12 protein-coding genes are annotated in these 14,652 nt (G+C 64.3%); 4 read left to right on the top strand and 8 right to left on the bottom strand.

The annotated features are described in order from the left end of the window. Nucleotides 1-57: 57 nt before the first annotated feature. Nucleotides 58-1,029 carry a LysR family transcriptional regulator gene (locus JOZ76_RS05295; RefSeq protein WP_291697577.1) on the bottom strand — a complete coding sequence of 324 codons (972 nt, stop codon included), beginning with the start codon at nucleotides 1,027-1,029 and terminating at the stop codon, nucleotides 58-60. A 91-nt stretch (nucleotides 1,030-1,120) separates the two neighbouring features. Between JOZ76_RS05295 and JOZ76_RS05290 the strand changes: the two genes are divergently transcribed. Both JOZ76_RS05290 and JOZ76_RS05285 read left to right on the top strand, forming a co-directional pair. Continuing rightward, nucleotides 1,121-1,951 (top strand): class I SAM-dependent methyltransferase, encoded by an 831-nt coding sequence (locus tag JOZ76_RS05290; RefSeq protein WP_291697576.1) that lies wholly within the window; start codon nucleotides 1,121-1,123, stop codon nucleotides 1,949-1,951. Nucleotides 1,952-1,963: 12 nt separating this feature from the next. Further along, nucleotides 1,964-2,470 carry a hypothetical protein gene (locus JOZ76_RS05285; protein ID WP_291697575.1) on the top strand — a complete coding sequence of 169 codons (507 nt, stop codon included), beginning with the start codon at nucleotides 1,964-1,966 and terminating at the stop codon, nucleotides 2,468-2,470. Nucleotides 2,471-2,560: 90 nt separating this feature from the next. Here the strand turns inward: JOZ76_RS05285 and JOZ76_RS05280 are convergent, their stop codons facing one another. Together JOZ76_RS05280 and JOZ76_RS05275 are read right to left on the bottom strand one after the other, a co-directional pair. Then, a complete protein-coding gene (locus tag JOZ76_RS05280) occupies nucleotides 2,561-3,397 on the bottom strand; it encodes an alpha/beta hydrolase (protein ID WP_291697574.1) in 837 nt (278 codons plus the stop codon). A 337-nt stretch (nucleotides 3,398-3,734) separates the two neighbouring features. Then, nucleotides 3,735-5,714 carry a hypothetical protein gene (locus JOZ76_RS05275; protein ID WP_291697573.1) on the bottom strand — a complete coding sequence of 660 codons (1,980 nt, stop codon included), beginning with the start codon at nucleotides 5,712-5,714 and terminating at the stop codon, nucleotides 3,735-3,737. A gap of 177 nt (nucleotides 5,715-5,891) precedes the next feature. On the opposite strand from JOZ76_RS05275, the gene JOZ76_RS05270 reads away from it, so the two are divergent. Next, on the top strand, nucleotides 5,892-8,180 hold the full coding sequence (locus tag JOZ76_RS05270) for an NADP-dependent malic enzyme (protein ID WP_291697572.1): 2,289 nt from the start codon (nucleotides 5,892-5,894) through the stop codon (nucleotides 8,178-8,180). 176 nt (nucleotides 8,181-8,356) lie between these two features. Further along, nucleotides 8,357-8,809: a DoxX family protein gene (locus JOZ76_RS05265; protein WP_291697571.1), complete on the top strand. Its 453-nt coding sequence runs from the start codon at nucleotides 8,357-8,359 to the stop codon at nucleotides 8,807-8,809. Here JOZ76_RS05265 and JOZ76_RS05260 read toward each other — a convergent pair. From JOZ76_RS05260 to JOZ76_RS05240, 5 genes are all read right to left on the bottom strand, one after another. Next, nucleotides 8,806-9,339: a dihydrofolate reductase gene (locus JOZ76_RS05260; RefSeq protein WP_441299980.1), complete on the bottom strand. Its 534-nt coding sequence runs from the start codon at nucleotides 9,337-9,339 to the stop codon at nucleotides 8,806-8,808. The genes JOZ76_RS05265 and JOZ76_RS05260 overlap by 4 nt on opposite strands. Before the next feature lie 68 nt (nucleotides 9,340-9,407). Beyond that, a complete protein-coding gene (locus JOZ76_RS05255; RefSeq protein WP_291697569.1) occupies nucleotides 9,408-10,373 on the bottom strand; it encodes a polysaccharide deacetylase family protein in 966 nt (321 codons plus the stop codon). A gap of 177 nt (nucleotides 10,374-10,550) precedes the next feature. Continuing rightward, the gene (locus JOZ76_RS05250; RefSeq protein WP_291697568.1) at nucleotides 10,551-11,114 is read right to left on the bottom strand and encodes a glutathione peroxidase; all 564 of its coding nucleotides are present in this window, start codon (nucleotides 11,112-11,114) and stop codon (nucleotides 10,551-10,553) included. A gap of 205 nt (nucleotides 11,115-11,319) precedes the next feature. Further along, complete coding sequence (locus JOZ76_RS05245) at nucleotides 11,320-12,942, bottom strand: hypothetical protein (protein ID WP_291697567.1); 1,623 nt, start codon at nucleotides 12,940-12,942, stop codon at nucleotides 11,320-11,322. A 35-nt stretch (nucleotides 12,943-12,977) separates the two neighbouring features. Beyond that, a complete protein-coding gene (locus JOZ76_RS05240; protein WP_291697566.1) occupies nucleotides 12,978-14,528 on the bottom strand; it encodes a L,D-transpeptidase in 1,551 nt (516 codons plus the stop codon). Between the last annotated feature and the right edge of the window lie 124 nt (nucleotides 14,529-14,652).

Below are 14,652 nucleotides of genomic sequence, written 5' to 3'. Positions count from 1 at the left end.
TTTGCGCCGCGCGAGCTTGGCATCGCGACCGGCCCCGTGTCCACAACCTCCGGGCGGTCAGCGGCGACGACCAGAGGTCGGGGAAGATCGAGCCGTGCTGGCCCCGACAGCCCGTCCAGCGCGCGAATGGCTCTTCACGTGATCGATGAAAGCGCGCAGTTTCGGCAGGATCTGCCGGTGGCCGGGATAGTAGAGAAACACACCGGGCGCCGTCGGCGCGAACGGCGCCAGCACCTGCACGAGGCGTCCTGCCTGCAACGGTTCGGCGGCGAGCGGCGCGGGAAGCTGCGCCAGTCCCACACCTTCGATCGCTGCGCCGAGCATGGTCGGAAAATCGTTGGCGATGAAGGGGCCGGAGACCGCGATTTCGGTCGCATGGCCGTTGTCCTCGATCGACCATGGCGCGAGCGCGCCATTGGAGCGGCGGTGTCGCACGCAGGCGTGGTGGCGCAGATCGTCAGGGCGTTCGGGGCGTCCGTTGCGGGCGAAGTAGGCGGGGCTGCCGACGATCACGAGGCGGAACGGCGGCGTCAGCCGCACCACGACCATGTCGGCGGCGACGAACTGGCCCATCCGGATGCCGGCGTCGAAACCCGACACGGCGAGATCGACCAGTTCTTCGCTCGCGGCGATCTCGACCTCGATCTCAGGATAGGCGCGGCAGAACGATGCAACCAGCGGCTCCAGCAGGATCGGTACCACAGCGCGCGGCACCGACAGTCGCAACAGTCCGGCCGGCCGCTGCCCGAGCTCACGCGCGACGTGGCTTGCGGCGACGAGCTCCTCGAAAGCAGGCTTCGCGCGCGACAGAAATTTTTCGCCCGCTTCCGTCAAGCCGACACTACGCGTCGTCCGGATGAAGAGCGCCGCGCCCACACGCGTCTCGAGTGCGCGCACCGCCTGGCTAATGGCCGACGGCGTGACGCCGAGCTCAGCGGCCGCCTTGCGGAAGCTGCGATGCTGGGCAACGCTCAGAAATGCCTCCACGCCGTCGAGCGCACCTTGCCGGACTGTGAAGTTCTGCTTCATGGCTCATTGACATTATCGCGAATAGTCGTCTCTGGGAAGCCGGCCTATCTCATGGTTTGCAGGTCCGCTGTCCCGGACTCCGGAGGAAACCATGAACGATGCACTCGAAGGCGTGCGCGACCATTATCGTGCGACCGGCCTCGCCGAACGGCTGAAAACAGCCCTGGCCGTGTTTGGTCCCGAGGACGAGCGGCTCACGCCGCAGCAGCTCGCACCCCTCGACCATTTTCACACCAGGGGGATAGCGGCGAGCGCAGAGCTTGCAAAACTGGCCGGGATCACCGCGAATATGTCGGTGTTGGATGTCGGCTCGGGCGTCGGCGGCCCGGCGCGCCTTTTGGCCGCCACTGCCGGGTGCCGGGTGACGGGCGTCGACCTCAGCGAACCCTTCGTGGAGGCCGCGCGCTATCTGACCGAACGCACGGATCTGGGCGGGCAGGTGACCTTCGAAGCGGCGAGCGCGCTCGCGCTTCCCTTCGGCGACGGCGCTTTCGACGCCGTGTTCCTGCAGCACGTGGCGATGAACATTGTTGACCGGCCGCGGCTCTATCGCGAAATCCGCCGTGTGCTGAAGCCGGCCGGCAGGTTTGCGACCTATGACGTCGTGTCGAACGATGCCGAGCTGCATTATCCCGTTCCCTGGGCGCGGACAGCCGCAACGAGCTTTCTGCTCAGCGCCGCCGCGACGCGCGAGGCGGTCGAACAGGCCGGCTTCCGGACGCTGGTCTGGCAGGACGACAGCGAGGCGGCAAAAGCCTGGTTTGAGCGCGTGCGCGCGTCCGGGCCGCCGCCGTCGCCCAATCTGAGTGTGGTGATGGGGCCGGAATTCCCCGCGCTTACCGCCAATCTGGCGCGAAATCTCGGCGAAGACCGGATCGGCATTTTGACCGCGGTGTTCGAAGCCGCGTCAGTCAGCAGGTGATCGGAGGCGGCGATGTCGACGGCGTCAGTCTTCCAAATCCATCTCGTTCTCGGTTACGTGCCCTGGCTGCTCTGCTTCGGCGTGTACATCTGGCCGAGGCTCAGGTCTCTGGACCCGGTCGAGGCGCACCGTGCGATCGCAACGCTGCACAGCTTCCGCTTCTTCGGGCTGGTGTTCATCGTTCCCGGCGTCATCGGTGCCAATCTGCCCGCAGCCTTCGCCACGTTCGCTGCCTATGGTGATTTTGCGACCGGACTATTGGCGATGTCGGCGCTTCTGACGGTCAAGGTACGGCCGCTGTTCTGGCTGTTTGTCACCGGTTTCAATGTTGTGGGAGCCGTCGACATCATCGTCGACTATTACCATGGCAACCAGATCGGTCTTGCGGCGCTGGCGGGCGAGCTCGGTTCGACCTACGCGATCCCGATCATCTATGTGCCGCTGCTGATGATCACCCACGTCGCCGCCTTCTATCTGCTGCTGCGCCCCGCGCGCGAGACCGCGCGGGTCAGCGCTTGAGAGATCGGATGCCCCGACAGGCACGTCTCGTATGCTCGCCATGCACGATGTGCCTGTCGCGATCATCCACGGTGTCAGCCGCAGGCCGCCTCAATAATTGCGGCGGTCGCCGCGAATGAAGTCGGCAAGCTGCTCGACCACTTCCTCCTCGATACCGGCGTAGCCATGCTCGGAAAAGGCACCGCAGGGATCGGTGGCTACGGAATGACCATGTACGAACGACCGGCTCTCCTTGTGCCCCGACGGGATCAACGTGAACAGCGCAGCCGAACCTGTGGGCGGGCTGACCGTGCAATGGTCATCCCTGTGCCAGGCGACCAGCGTCGGCACTGTGATACGCGAGGCATAGAGGTTGAAGGTCGGCTCAAGGGCTGTCGGCAGTACGGTGACCGGCGATGTGAGGACCACGCCGCTGAGACCCGACAACGCCGGTTGGAAGCCCGCCGCGGTGACCGTCGAGATGCTGCCAGCGCTGGTGCCGACCACCCAGACCGGCTTGCCCCACCGGCTGAGCGCGGCATTGATGAAACCCTGCAGTTCCGCCGCATGCGTCGCGCTCAGGCGGTTGGCATCGGTGAGGCCCGCGGGATGGGTCGGCGCGCTATCGGCCATCATGACGTTGAGGCCATGGCGCAAAAACAGATCGGCAGAGCGGATCAGGAAGTTACCGGTGGAATCGATCATGGTGCCGGTGGCGTCGAGGGCGAGCAGGCCGTTGCCGCCGGTCATCAGGACCACGCTGGCGCGTGCTTCGCGCGCCGGGTGGTCGAGACGCACGGGCGGCGTCTTGACGATGAAGGTGGTATCGATCGTCACCGCCTCGGCATCGGCAGCGCGCGCTGCCGTCGACGCGCCGCAGACGGCGGCCATGCCGACGCCGAAGGCCAGAGCATAACGCGTGAAAAAGCAGGCCGGCTTACTGGACATTGCTTCGCTCCCCTTGCACGTTTGAGATGTGCCAAGAGAACAACACGCCTTCATGTCGTGCAAGCGAAGTTGACCGTTACAGCATGTAGCATTAAATTGATTGAACTGCAACCATGGTTCAGTTGCGGCTGCGCTGCGCCACCAACCGCGCGCATTGAGCGCCGGCGTCGTCGTCCGAGTCCCAACGAGAAAAGGCCGGCGGACGTCATGCCGCCGACCCCTTCTTGCGGCTGCCGGCCCGGCTTGTCCGGTTCCGCCGCATTCCATATGCGAAGTGCGAGCGATGGACGGAATAAAGGCTTAACAACGCTTGCAGGGAAAGTGCGGGCGGTCCGAATTAAAGCCCGGTCGAGGCCTCGATCTTGAACTCCGCCAGCGCCGAGGCGGGATCGGTCTTCAGCAATTGCAGGAGCTGAAGCACGGGAGCCTTGGCGCGCGGTGTCAGCCTGATCAGCAGCGTCTGCCCCGGCGTTTCGACGAAGCGGCTAATAGCTTCGACCGCGGCCGTGCCTTCGGGGGTGGCGCCCGCGATCTGCTGGCCGCTCGCCTTGATGTTGTCGACGATGGCGGCGCGTGCAGCGTCGCGGCCGACATTATGGCTGCGAGCAAATTGCGCGACCAGCATGTCGACGGCGCCGGCATCGTGCAAATTGAGCTCCAGCGTCCCGATCTCGACCTGAGCGGCGTTTTGCATCGCCTGCGGCAGCTCGGGCGAAAACACCCCGCGCGGCACATGGGCAAGCGATACGCCGGCAGACGCCTTGACAAGGTTGCCGATATCGATCGCCGCAGGCGACAGCGCAAAATTTCCCGAGGCCTCCGTCCAGGCCGCGCCGAGATCGAGGTCGACGGCCAGTGTGTCGAGACCGCCATCCAGGAGCGGCTTTTGGTTGGCGTCGGTCGCATCCACCGGTGAGACCATTTTCGCAACCAGATGCGCCTGCGTCGGGATCACCCCGACGAACTGGCCCCAGTTCAGGCTCACCGTGTCGATCGTGACCTGCTTGCCAGTGGTCTTGAACGGCGCAACGACGCCCTTGACCTCGATGCCTTCGAGTGCCCGCAACAGCGCGAGCGCCTCGGCCGGCGAGGGCGGCTGACCCGGCGTCGCAAGTTGTGCGAACTGACGCATCATCCCCGCGATGTCGAACGATTTTAGCGCCAGGCGCCCCATCTTGAACGGGCCCGCGGGCGTGTTGGCATCCACTCCTTCGATCGCAAAATCGGCCTTGCCGTCGTCGAGATTGTAGCGGATCGCGGACAGTTTGAGCGGCCCTTGCGGCGTCTCGACCGACATGCCGCGGATCTCGGCATTACCGAGATGCAGCCCCTCATAGAGGCCTGCGACCTTCTCCATCATCTTGCGCGCCTCGGCCGGCGTTGGCTGCGATCCCGCCGCGGGAAGCATGGCGAGGAGGGCCGCAAGCTGCATCCTGGCCGGGCGGGCACCGACGTCATCGATCGTGACTCCATCGATATGGGCCCGCACCCCCTGCGCGGAGGTGAACGTATAGGCCCCCATCGTGGCCTGCCGGTAGGCCCTGACGTAGTGGTCATCGCCCGGCTGCGGATTGAGGATGGCAGCCAGCGCGGCCGTATCGACGTCATAGGACGCCGCGCTTTCGAGCTTGCCGGTCCGCTTGTCGGCCTTGTCAGCAGCTTGCGTCGTGAAGGTGAAATTGACCCCATCGACCCTGACGCTGGCGATCTTGCCGTCCTTGATGCCCTCCATCGCGACGCCGGAATAGCTGAAGTCGCCCTTGCCACTGACGTCCGGGGCCGCGACGAAGTTGACCGTCCCGGTCATCCCCTCCGCCGTGACCGAGCTGGCCGTGATGTGCGCGAATTGTTCGAGGCCGAAGCGAATGGCGTCGACGCCGGACTCGAAGGCCGGCGGCTTCACGCCAGCCGGGCCGGAGAAGTCGCGCACCGAGATCCGCGGCGACTTGTAGACGACACGCAGGTTCATGGCGCCCGACATTCCGACACCGATTTCCGCGTTTGACACGTCGATGCTGTCGGCGGAAAAGCGCGTCGGATCGGCCTGGCCGACGCCGGAGGCGGTGATGGTGGCGATCTTCACGCTAACAGGAGCTTGTGCGGCCGTTTCAGTCGCGATGTCCGCGATCGTGACGGTGCGCTTCAGCAGGTCAAACGAGATCGGGCCGTGGCTCGCCTTGCCGCCGGCGGCGCGGATCTGCGCGAAGGCGGTGTCGATCTCGCTCGCAATGCGGTGCTGCGCATAAAGCTCGAAGCCGAAAAAGCCTCCGGTCGCGACGACGACTGCGGCGACAAGGCCCAACAGAATTTTCATCATTCGGTCTGCTCCGACGCCTCGTGATCTCTAAAGACACTCTGTCATGGTCTTGTTTTTGAAGGGACGGCCGGGGTAGGAGGTGGAGTGCTTCACATCCGGCGCGGTGCGCCGGACCATCGGCCTCGGGGCCGCGTGAAGAAAGCAGACAAACGTTGGGCCGGAAGCGCTGGAGTATGCATGTCGTCCAATTCTGAAGACCTCCATTCGGCGGCATTGGCGTACCATCGGCTGCCCAAGCCGGGCAAGCTGGAAATCCAAGCCACAAAACCCCTCGCCAATCAGCGCGACCTGGCGCTGGCCTATTCGCCCGGGGTTGCCGCCGCCTGCACCGAAATCGCGAAAGAGCCCGGCGTAGCGGCCTCGCTCACGGCTCGCGCCAACCTGGTTGCTGTGGTCTCGAACGGCACCGCGGTCCTTGGGCTGGGCAATATCGGGCCACTGGCCTCAAAGCCTGTCATGGAAGGCAAGGCGGTCCTGTTCAAGAAATTCGCCGGGATCGACGTGTTCGACATTGAGATCGCCGCCGACACCATCGATCGCGTGGTGGAGACCGTGGCGGCGCTGGAGCCGACCTTTGGCGGCATCAATCTGGAGGACATCAAGGGTCCGGAATGTTTTGAGATCGAGGCGCGCCTGAAAGAGCGGATGAAGATTCCGGTCTTTCATGACGACCAGCACGGCACGGCGATCATCGTTGGCGCTGCGATTACCAACGCGCTGCATCTGAACGGCAAAAAACTGTCCGAGGTGAAAATCGTCTGCTCGGGCGCCGGCGCGGCGGCCATCGCCTGTCTCAATCTCCTGGTCTCGATGGGTGCGCAGCGAAAAAACATCTGGGTCTGCGACATCGAGGGCCTGGTCTATCAAGGCCGCACGACGCTGATGGATCCCTGGAAGGGGGCTTACGCGCAGCAGACCGACAAGCGGAAGTTGGCCGACGTGATCGGCGGCGCCGATATCTTTTTGGGTTTGTCGGCGCCGAACGTGCTGACCCAGGACATGGTCCGGCAGATGGGGGATGGGCCGCTGGTCATGGCGCTGGCCAATCCGGTGCCCGAGATCATGCCGGACGACGCGCGCGCGGCGCGACCTGACGCCATGATCTGCACCGGGCGGTCGGATTTCCCCAACCAGGTCAACAACGTGCTGTGCTTCCCGTTCATCTTCCGCGGCGCGCTCGATGTCGGCGCGACCGCGATCAACGAGGCGATGAAGCACGCCGCGGTCGACGCGATTGCGCAGCTTGCACGCGACGCCCCGTCGGATGCGGTGGCGCGCGGGCTTGACAGCGGCGAGGCACAGGGATTTGGACCGGGATCGCTGATCCCGAGCCCGTTTGATCCCAGGCTCATTCTGCGCATTGCGCCTGCGGTGGCGAAGGCCGCCATGGACAGCGGCGTCGCGACCCGGCCGATCAAGAACTTTGATGAATACCGCGCGCTGCTGGAGCGTTTTGCGTTCCGCTCCGGATTGATCATGAAGCCGGTCTTTGCCAAGGCCAAAACCCAGGCCGTCCGCGTGATCTATGCCGAGGGCGAGGACGAGCGCGTGCTGCGGGCGACGCAGGTGGTGCTCGAGGAGAAGGTGGCGCTGCCGATCCTGGTCGGGCGCCCGGCTGTCGTGGAGGTGCGGATCAAGCGCTTTGGCCTCTCGATCAAGCCCGGCCGCGACTTCGACCTCGTCAATCCCGAGGACGATCCCCGCTACCGCTCCTATGTGCAGTCCTATATCGACGCCGCCGGCCGGCGCGGCGTGACGCCGGATGCGGCGCGCACGGTGGTGCGTACCAACAACACCGTGATCGCGGCGCTCGCGGTCATGCGCGGCGAGGCCGAGGCGATGATCTGCGGGGTCGAGGGCCGCTACATGAGCCATCTGCGGCATGTGCGGGAGATCATCGGCTTCCAGCCGGGCGTGAGCGATTTCGCAGCCCTTGCGCTGATGATCACCAGCAAAGGCGCGTATTTCATTGCCGACACCCAGGTGCGGCCCAATCCGAGCGCCGAGGAACTCGCCGAGATGGCCTCGCTCGCCGCCGGCCACGTGCAGCGCTTCAACATCAAGCCAAAAATCGCCTTCGTGTCCCATTCGGACTTTGGCAGCTACGACACCGACTCCTCGCGCAAGATGCGCCGTGCCACCCAGCTTCTGAAGGACAAGCATCCCGAGCTCGAGGCCGATGGCGAGATGCAAGGTGACACCGCGCTTTCCGCTGCAGCGCGAAAACTGGTGCTGCCGCACTCCAACCTGGAGGGCGAGGCCAACATCCTGATCATGCCGAATCTCGACACGGCGAACGTGGCCTATCAGATGATCAAGGCGCTGGCGGACGCGCTCCCCGTCGGCCCGATCCTGATCGGACCGTCACGGCCGGCGCACATCCTCACCCCGTCGGTGACCGCGCGCGGTGTCCTCAATATGACGGCGGTCGCAGCCGTCGAGGCGCAGGAGCGCAGTGCCCGCTAGCCACAGCGGACAGCGGCGCGCGCCTGCGCAAAAATATTGTCATAATGGAGACCTGAGAGGTCGGGGGCTCGCCACGCCGGCGCCCGATCAGATTGTTTGAAAAGCGCAGGCGAAACCTCCATAATCGCGGGGTCCAGTCTTAGAGAAGCCCCCCAGAGTATTGGAAGAGGCCGATGATGCCAGCATTGATTACTTTCGGGCGAATCGTGTTCGCCGTGCTTTTCATCTATTCCGGGGCGACCAAGCTCTTTGGCATTCAGGCGACCGCCGATTCCATCGCGGCGAAGCTGACGATCCCGCCCGCACTCGCGCCCTACAGCGCCCAGCTCGAGACGCTGACGGGGATGCCGACGCCGCAGTTTCTGGCGATCGCCTCGGGCGCCTTCGAGATCATCGCGGGGCTGATGATTGCGCTCAATTTCGGCGCGCGCTTCTTCGCCATCCTGCTGATCATCTTCATCGGCGTCGTGACGTTCTATTCCGATGATTTCTGGAATCAGGTGCCGCCCGGCAACGCCCAGACGCTGATCGACGCGCTGAAGAATCTGTCGCTCATAGGCGCGCTGTTCATGATTGCCGGTTACGGCCGGGGCGCTGACATGGCCGAGGCCGCCTATGGCGACGTTTAGCGCTCGACCGCGCCTCGCGCATTGTCGCGCCGCCACGCCGTGACAGTGACGTCGAAGGCATCGTCAAGCATGATCGTTTCGGCAGCATCGAGGCCGTGCGCCGCGAGCACATGCTCCGGGGAACGGGCGGGTACGCCGGCGAAGCAGGGCTCGCCGCCGGGCAGGTAGACCTTTGGCGCCCGCGACAGCCAGAACGTGTCGTAGCGGTCCATGAACATGTCGAAAACCCCGGGGCCGCCGATGATCGCGACGATGCCGGTATGGACGCCGGCTTGTTCGCAGGCTGTCTCGAAGGGCGTCCCGCCTTGCGGATTCCACAGCACGGCGTTGGGATTTGCGGGATCGGACGCCAGCGCAGCGATCTTGCGGGTCAGGATGAGGCGCTTGCGATTGGGCGAGTTCGGCTGGTCTTCGTAGGAATTGCGGCCGTGCACAATCAGGTCGGCGCGATCGAGGGCGGCCGAGAAAAAGGCCTTGTCGCCCTCGAATTTCAGTTCATCCGGCATGACATGCTGGGCATTTGCCAGCATGCCATCCGCCGATACGATCACATAGCCTTCGATCCGGAGCGCAGGCACGGCTGGAAACGTCGTGCGCGCTATTCCGAAACCGTAGTGACCACACTCGAGACCGGCCGCTGGCTCACGGTCGGGAGCTTGACGTCCTTCATGAGGGCTTCGTCATATTCCGGCAGCGACTGCACCGGGGCTTTGGCGCGCATCGCGACCACCTTGTAGCCTCCTGCCTTCAGCCGACGCAGAAGTTCAGGCAGCGCTTCGGCAGTGTGCTTGTGGAAATCGTGCATCAGGATGATGCCCTTGCCGAGCTTGTCGAGCTTCTTGAAGGTGACGTCGATGACCTGCTGGGCGTTGCGGGCCTTGAAGTCAAAGGAGTCGAGATCGCAGGAGAAGATCGCGACGTTGCGTTGGCCGAGATAGGTGACCATCTCCGGCGGATGCTGCAGCGCCGGAAAGCGGAAGAACGCGGCCGGCGAAATCCCGCCGAGCGCCCATTTGACCGCGCTGATCCCCTTTTCGATTTCTTCCTTGCGCTGGTCCTCGGTCAGCTTCTTGTTATTGAGGTTCTCGTGCGACCAGGTATGCGTTCCGACGGTGTGGCCCGCCGCATAAACCTGCTTCAGGATCTCGGGATAGTAGGTCGCGTGCTTGCCGATCGAGAAGAAGATGCCGGTCGTGCATTCGTCCGCCAGCGCCTTCAGCACCGCCGGCGTGTTCTCCGGCCACGGACCGTCATCGAACGTCAGCACGACTTCATGGTCGCGGAGGAAATCGAGCTCCTTGAAATGCTCGAAGCCGAAGCCCGGTCCGCCCGTGGTGTCGATCTCGACCGTGCGCGCCACTCCAAGCGCGTTCGGATTGTTGCAAGGCGCCCTGGCCGGCTGGGCCGCTACAGGCGCCGCTGGTGCGGGCAGCGGCATTGCCGCTGCTTGTTGGGCCGGCGCCGCCTGCGGCGCGGCCGCTGTCTTTGGGGGAGCGGACTGCGCCAAAACTGCGCTCGACGCGCAGAGCGAAACCGCGATGATCAAACCTGCCGCAACACGCATCTTTGCTGTCCTCTTGACCTTCTTGACCTGTTCCGCCCTCAGTCGCGGACTTGCCACTGCTTCTCCGCGCCGCTGCTGTCGAAGCACATACTAGCTCAGGCCGGCCGAAAGCCGCAAAGAAAACGGTTCACAACCGCCGAATTGTCACAGATCAGGTGACACCGTGGCAAACGGGTGTCAGCTGTCCGCCAGCGCCCGTGCAATCGCAGTTTTGACGCGGGTGTCGGTCGGCTCGACCGCGGATGGGAACACCTCGGCGATGTAGCCATCCCGCCCGAGCAGGTATTTGTGGAAATTCCAGCCCGGCGTTTCCTTCGGACGGGCCTGGGCCGCCCATTTGTAGAACGGATGTGCATTCGGCCCCGTCACGACCACTTTGCCGGCCATCGGGAAGGTAACGCCATATTGGTGCTCGGCCATATCGGCGATGTCAGCGGGGCTGCCCGGCTCCTGGTTGAAATCGTTCGAGGGCACCCCGATCATGCCGAGGCCCCGTCCCTGAAACTCGCTCCACAATTGCTGCAGCCCGGCATATTGCGGGGTGTAGCCACACATCGAGGCCGTGTTGACGACGAGCAGCGGCCGGCCCGTATAGTCGGCGAGGTGGATCTCGCCGTCGCTAAGCGCCGGAAAGGAGAACGCATAGGCGGTCATCCGGCTCACGCCTTCCGCACGTGCAGCGGCAAGGGAGGCGCTCAATGCGGCGAGGCCGCCTCCGATCATGGTCCTGCGGTCGATCATCAAGTTCCTCCTGAAGCGATGCACGCGTGTCCCGCCTCGTTTACGAAGGTGAGCGAAAGGGACGCCGGCTCAATCAACATCCTAGTGTGGCGTGGATCTGACATTCGCAGGGAAATCTCGCCGCGATACTGCAGCGAATGTCAGATCCGCCACTCGAGGGGACCATAGTCCAAGGGGAGGCCTGCCGCCGCTCAACAAGCCGCGATCAGCGGGATGTGAAACACCAGGGCAGTGGCAACAGCGGGGCGTAATAGCCGCTCCACTCGCAGATCGATTGCGGTCCGGTACGCTTGAAGGCGTATTTGACGGGCTCGGCCTGTCCGACCGCGATGTGCAGAGCGAACAGCGTCGCGGCGATCGGATAGGCAAAGCGGTGAAAGCGCAGGTCGCGCAGGCAATCCAGCAGAATGGCGGCGGACAGAATGATCAGCGGATCGGTGAAGATGAAATATTCCGACTTCAATCCGCGGCGCACTTCGAGCGTCTCGATCGCGAGTGCAGCCAACATCAGCGCGGTGGCCTGCAATGCTGCCAATGTTTCGCCGCGTCGCCAGGCGATGACGATGCCGGGCGCAATCAGCCAGGTGAGAAATACGGTCGGGCGCGCCGATGAATGCAGCACGAATGTGTCGCGCGCCAGGACCGACAGCACGCCGTCAAACAGAAGCCACATGATCGCGAGCGGATTGGATCCGCCAGCGGCGCTCGACGTATTGGTGTCGGCGAAGGTGAGCATTTTTTCCAGCGGATTGAACACCGCGATCACGTTGCCGGCATTGTAGTCGAGATCGAGCACGAACAATGCGGTCGCCGTGCCGAGTGCGACCGCTGCGATGGAAGCGATCGTCTCGGCGGCGCTCACGCGCCAGAGCGCGGCATAGGCGATCATGCAGACGCCGATCAGAACCAGCAATCCGGCCTGGTAGAGGCCGTAGCGCCCCAACAGCGGCTTGAAATGCGCCGTATCGAGCAGCGCGCGGTCGAAGCCGGTCGCGATCAGCGGCCATGCCGCGAAGACGGCAGCGATCGCCGCGGCGGTCGCGAGCAGGCTGACGAGCCAGGCGGTCGGCGTATTTCGCCAGAAACCGACGCTCGCGCCGGCGGCACTGCCGAATGGCAGGATCGCGACCGGCAGCACGCCGATCAGGAGAATGGCCTGCACCTTGTTTTCCAGGCCGAGCACGCAGAGAAAGGCGGCAAGTGCCAGCGCCAGCGGCCGCGCCGGCGTGGCGCGGCGGCCGGCCGCGATCAGGATCATCAGCGCGAAGATCACGGGGATCGCCGCAACCAGTTCGCTACGCAGGATGCGCAGATGCACGGCAACCCCGCCGGACAGCGCGAAGGCGAGCGTGGCGAGCATCGCGACGCGCCAGTCACGCAGGATCAGGCGCGACAGGCCAGCGAAGATCACGACCGAGCCGGTCGCGATCAGGAACGCGAGCACGCGGGCCGCGCGCACCGCCTGCGTCATCGCCGCATCGAAGGCGGTGGTGTCGGCAGCTGGCGGAATGGCCGGCAGCGTCCAGGCATCGAGCAGACCGAGATCATGCAGCAGATGAAACCACGATTTGACCGCGATGATCGTCAGATAGGCGGTGTGATCGAGAAAGTGCTGCGGCTTGCCGCCGTTCATGGCGAGCGCGCTGTAGATCACCATGAAATCCATGTCGGCATTGCGCCAATAGATGACGAAGTAGCCGAACAGCAGAAATGACGCGGCAAGGCCCGCGACGATCGCCAGCAGGCCCCACGTCCAGCCGAGGAATGTCAGGCGGTCAAAGGTATCGCGAGGCTTTACGATGGCGGTTTGGGCGACGGGAGCGTTCATGGCGGCGGTGTTTTAGCCGCCGCCTGGCTGTGAAGCTAGCGCAGCGACACGATGAAGTCGGTGCCTTCGCCGGTCTCGCCCTGGTTGATGCCCTGGTCGGAGACGATGATCGAGCCGCCATTGGTGAGCGCATCCGCGATCCGCGCCATAGTGTCGGCGGGAATGCTGATCCGGTCGAGCGCCTCGGCTGGATTGTCGGCCATAGCAACCGATCGTGCATCGGATGTTGCGCCCTTGTGCCGGTGCAACTGGCGCTCCTCGTCGTCCACGCGTTTGGCGCTGCGGCCGGGCAAGGACACCACCGACCAGTGCAGCGCATTGGGATCGGTCTTGTCGATCTCGGCCGTGAAGACATGCGTCCCCAGGGGACGGTCGCTCGACGCGATCGTCACGGGAGCATCGAACAGCGGTTCGAAGTTCTGTCGCACGTAGAGCTTGGAATCCTTGCGGCTGATGAAGACGGCGATCTGACCGCGTTTCGGCGCGTCGCGTTTTGGCTCGATCAGACGGGACTGGTCCTTCTTGGCGTCGTTTGCTTTGTCCGCGCCGGTTGCGGCCGGCGTCGGCTTGTCCGCGGATTTACCCGGGATGGGCTGCGCTGCGGCAAAGCCATTGTCGTCTGGTTTGGCAGGCGTCTCCGCGACTCTGCTGGACGATGCCGGGTCCGATTGATGGCCGGTCTTGGCCGCATTTTCGTCACCTTCGGCGCTGGTGGCGACCGGGGAGGCGTCCGACATGATCTTGGTCGCGGGTGTCTCGCCACTGGCATCCGCCGTATGCGTTTCGGTCCGCAGCGTCGCTGGAAGGGCGTTGGTTACCGATTGGGCGTCATCCTGATGACCGATTGTCGCGCGCAATTCGGGGCTGGCCTCGGCGGGCGCGGCCTTGGCCGCGGGAGCCCCCCTGTCAGCTTTCGCGCCGGCCGGGTCGTTCGTCTCCGCCTCTGCTGGAAGCGCGGGTTGCGGCGCAATCTTGAAGGCCGGAAGAAGCGGATGCGAGAACCGGGCCGGTGTGATCTCACCGGGAGTCACGACGACTCGCGCCCCCATCCGGGTCCAATTCCACATTTTCACCGCAAAGGCCATCGGCATGCGAATGCAGCCATGAGAGGCCGGATAGCCGGGCAGTACGCCGGCATGCATGGCCACCCCGGACCAGGTGATCCGCTGCATGTAGGGCATCGGCGCGTCGCTGTAGATGTTGGAGCGGTGATATTTCTGCTTCTGGATGACGCTGAAGACGCCCATCGGGGTCGGATGACCCTGCATGCCCGTGGATACCGGCGATTCGGCAAAGAAGCCGTTGGCGTCGTAGAGCTTCAGCTTCTGCTCATTGATCGAGATCGCGACGATCAGCGGCCCCTGCGGCTTGGTCGCTTCTCTCGCAGGCTTGTCGCCCTTCTGGGTGTGCTGATGCGGCGGCTTGTGCGGATGCGGATATCTCGGCGCAGGCCAATAGTGCGCGGGTTCGCCCTCCGTCCAATAATAGAGCGCCGCTTGTGCGCGCGAGGTTGCACCAGCCAGGACGGCAGCGCTCAAGGCGGCAAGGCAGCTATATCGTCCATTCGTGATGGAAAAGCGGGTCATTCCAAATCCTCAAAACCAAAGGTCAGTCTCGCAATCGAGTTGCGTCCTCAATAGGGCGGGCGCTCTCCGACCAGTGATTTTGCGCCAAGCGTAGCAAAAAAGCCTCACATTGCGTTAAACGGCC

Source organism: Bradyrhizobium sp. (genome assembly GCF_019244115.1).
GTDB lineage: Bacteria > Pseudomonadota > Alphaproteobacteria > Rhizobiales > Xanthobacteraceae > Bradyrhizobium.
Note: the sequence above shows the minus strand (reverse complement) of the source record. Positions and strands in the feature narration are given on the sequence as shown.

Bases quoted from the DNA above. Each gene is read 5' to 3' on its own strand.
- JOZ76_RS05295 (WP_291697577.1), bottom strand. From the start codon at position 1,029: ATGAAGCAGAACTTCACAGTCCGGCAAGGTGCGCTCGACGGCGTGGAG.
- JOZ76_RS05290 (WP_291697576.1), top strand. From the start codon at position 1,121: ATGAACGATGCACTCGAAGGCGTGCGCGACCATTATCGTGCGACCGGC.
- JOZ76_RS05285 (WP_291697575.1), top strand. From the start codon at position 1,964: ATGTCGACGGCGTCAGTCTTCCAAATCCATCTCGTTCTCGGTTACGTG.
- JOZ76_RS05280 (WP_291697574.1), bottom strand. From the start codon at position 3,397: ATGTCCAGTAAGCCGGCCTGCTTTTTCACGCGTTATGCTCTGGCCTTC.
- JOZ76_RS05275 (WP_291697573.1), bottom strand. From the start codon at position 5,714: ATGATGAAAATTCTGTTGGGCCTTGTCGCCGCAGTCGTCGTCGCGACC.
- JOZ76_RS05270 (WP_291697572.1), top strand. From the start codon at position 5,892: ATGTCGTCCAATTCTGAAGACCTCCATTCGGCGGCATTGGCGTACCAT.
- JOZ76_RS05265 (WP_291697571.1), top strand. From the start codon at position 8,357: ATGCCAGCATTGATTACTTTCGGGCGAATCGTGTTCGCCGTGCTTTTC.
- JOZ76_RS05260 (WP_441299980.1), bottom strand. From the start codon at position 9,339: ATGCTGGCAAATGCCCAGCATGTCATGCCGGATGAACTGAAATTCGAG.
- JOZ76_RS05255 (WP_291697569.1), bottom strand. From the start codon at position 10,373: ATGCGTGTTGCGGCAGGTTTGATCATCGCGGTTTCGCTCTGCGCGTCG.
- JOZ76_RS05250 (WP_291697568.1), bottom strand. From the start codon at position 11,114: ATGATCGACCGCAGGACCATGATCGGAGGCGGCCTCGCCGCATTGAGC.
- JOZ76_RS05245 (WP_291697567.1), bottom strand. From the start codon at position 12,942: ATGAACGCTCCCGTCGCCCAAACCGCCATCGTAAAGCCTCGCGATACC.
- JOZ76_RS05240 (WP_291697566.1), bottom strand. From the start codon at position 14,528: ATGACCCGCTTTTCCATCACGAATGGACGATATAGCTGCCTTGCCGCC.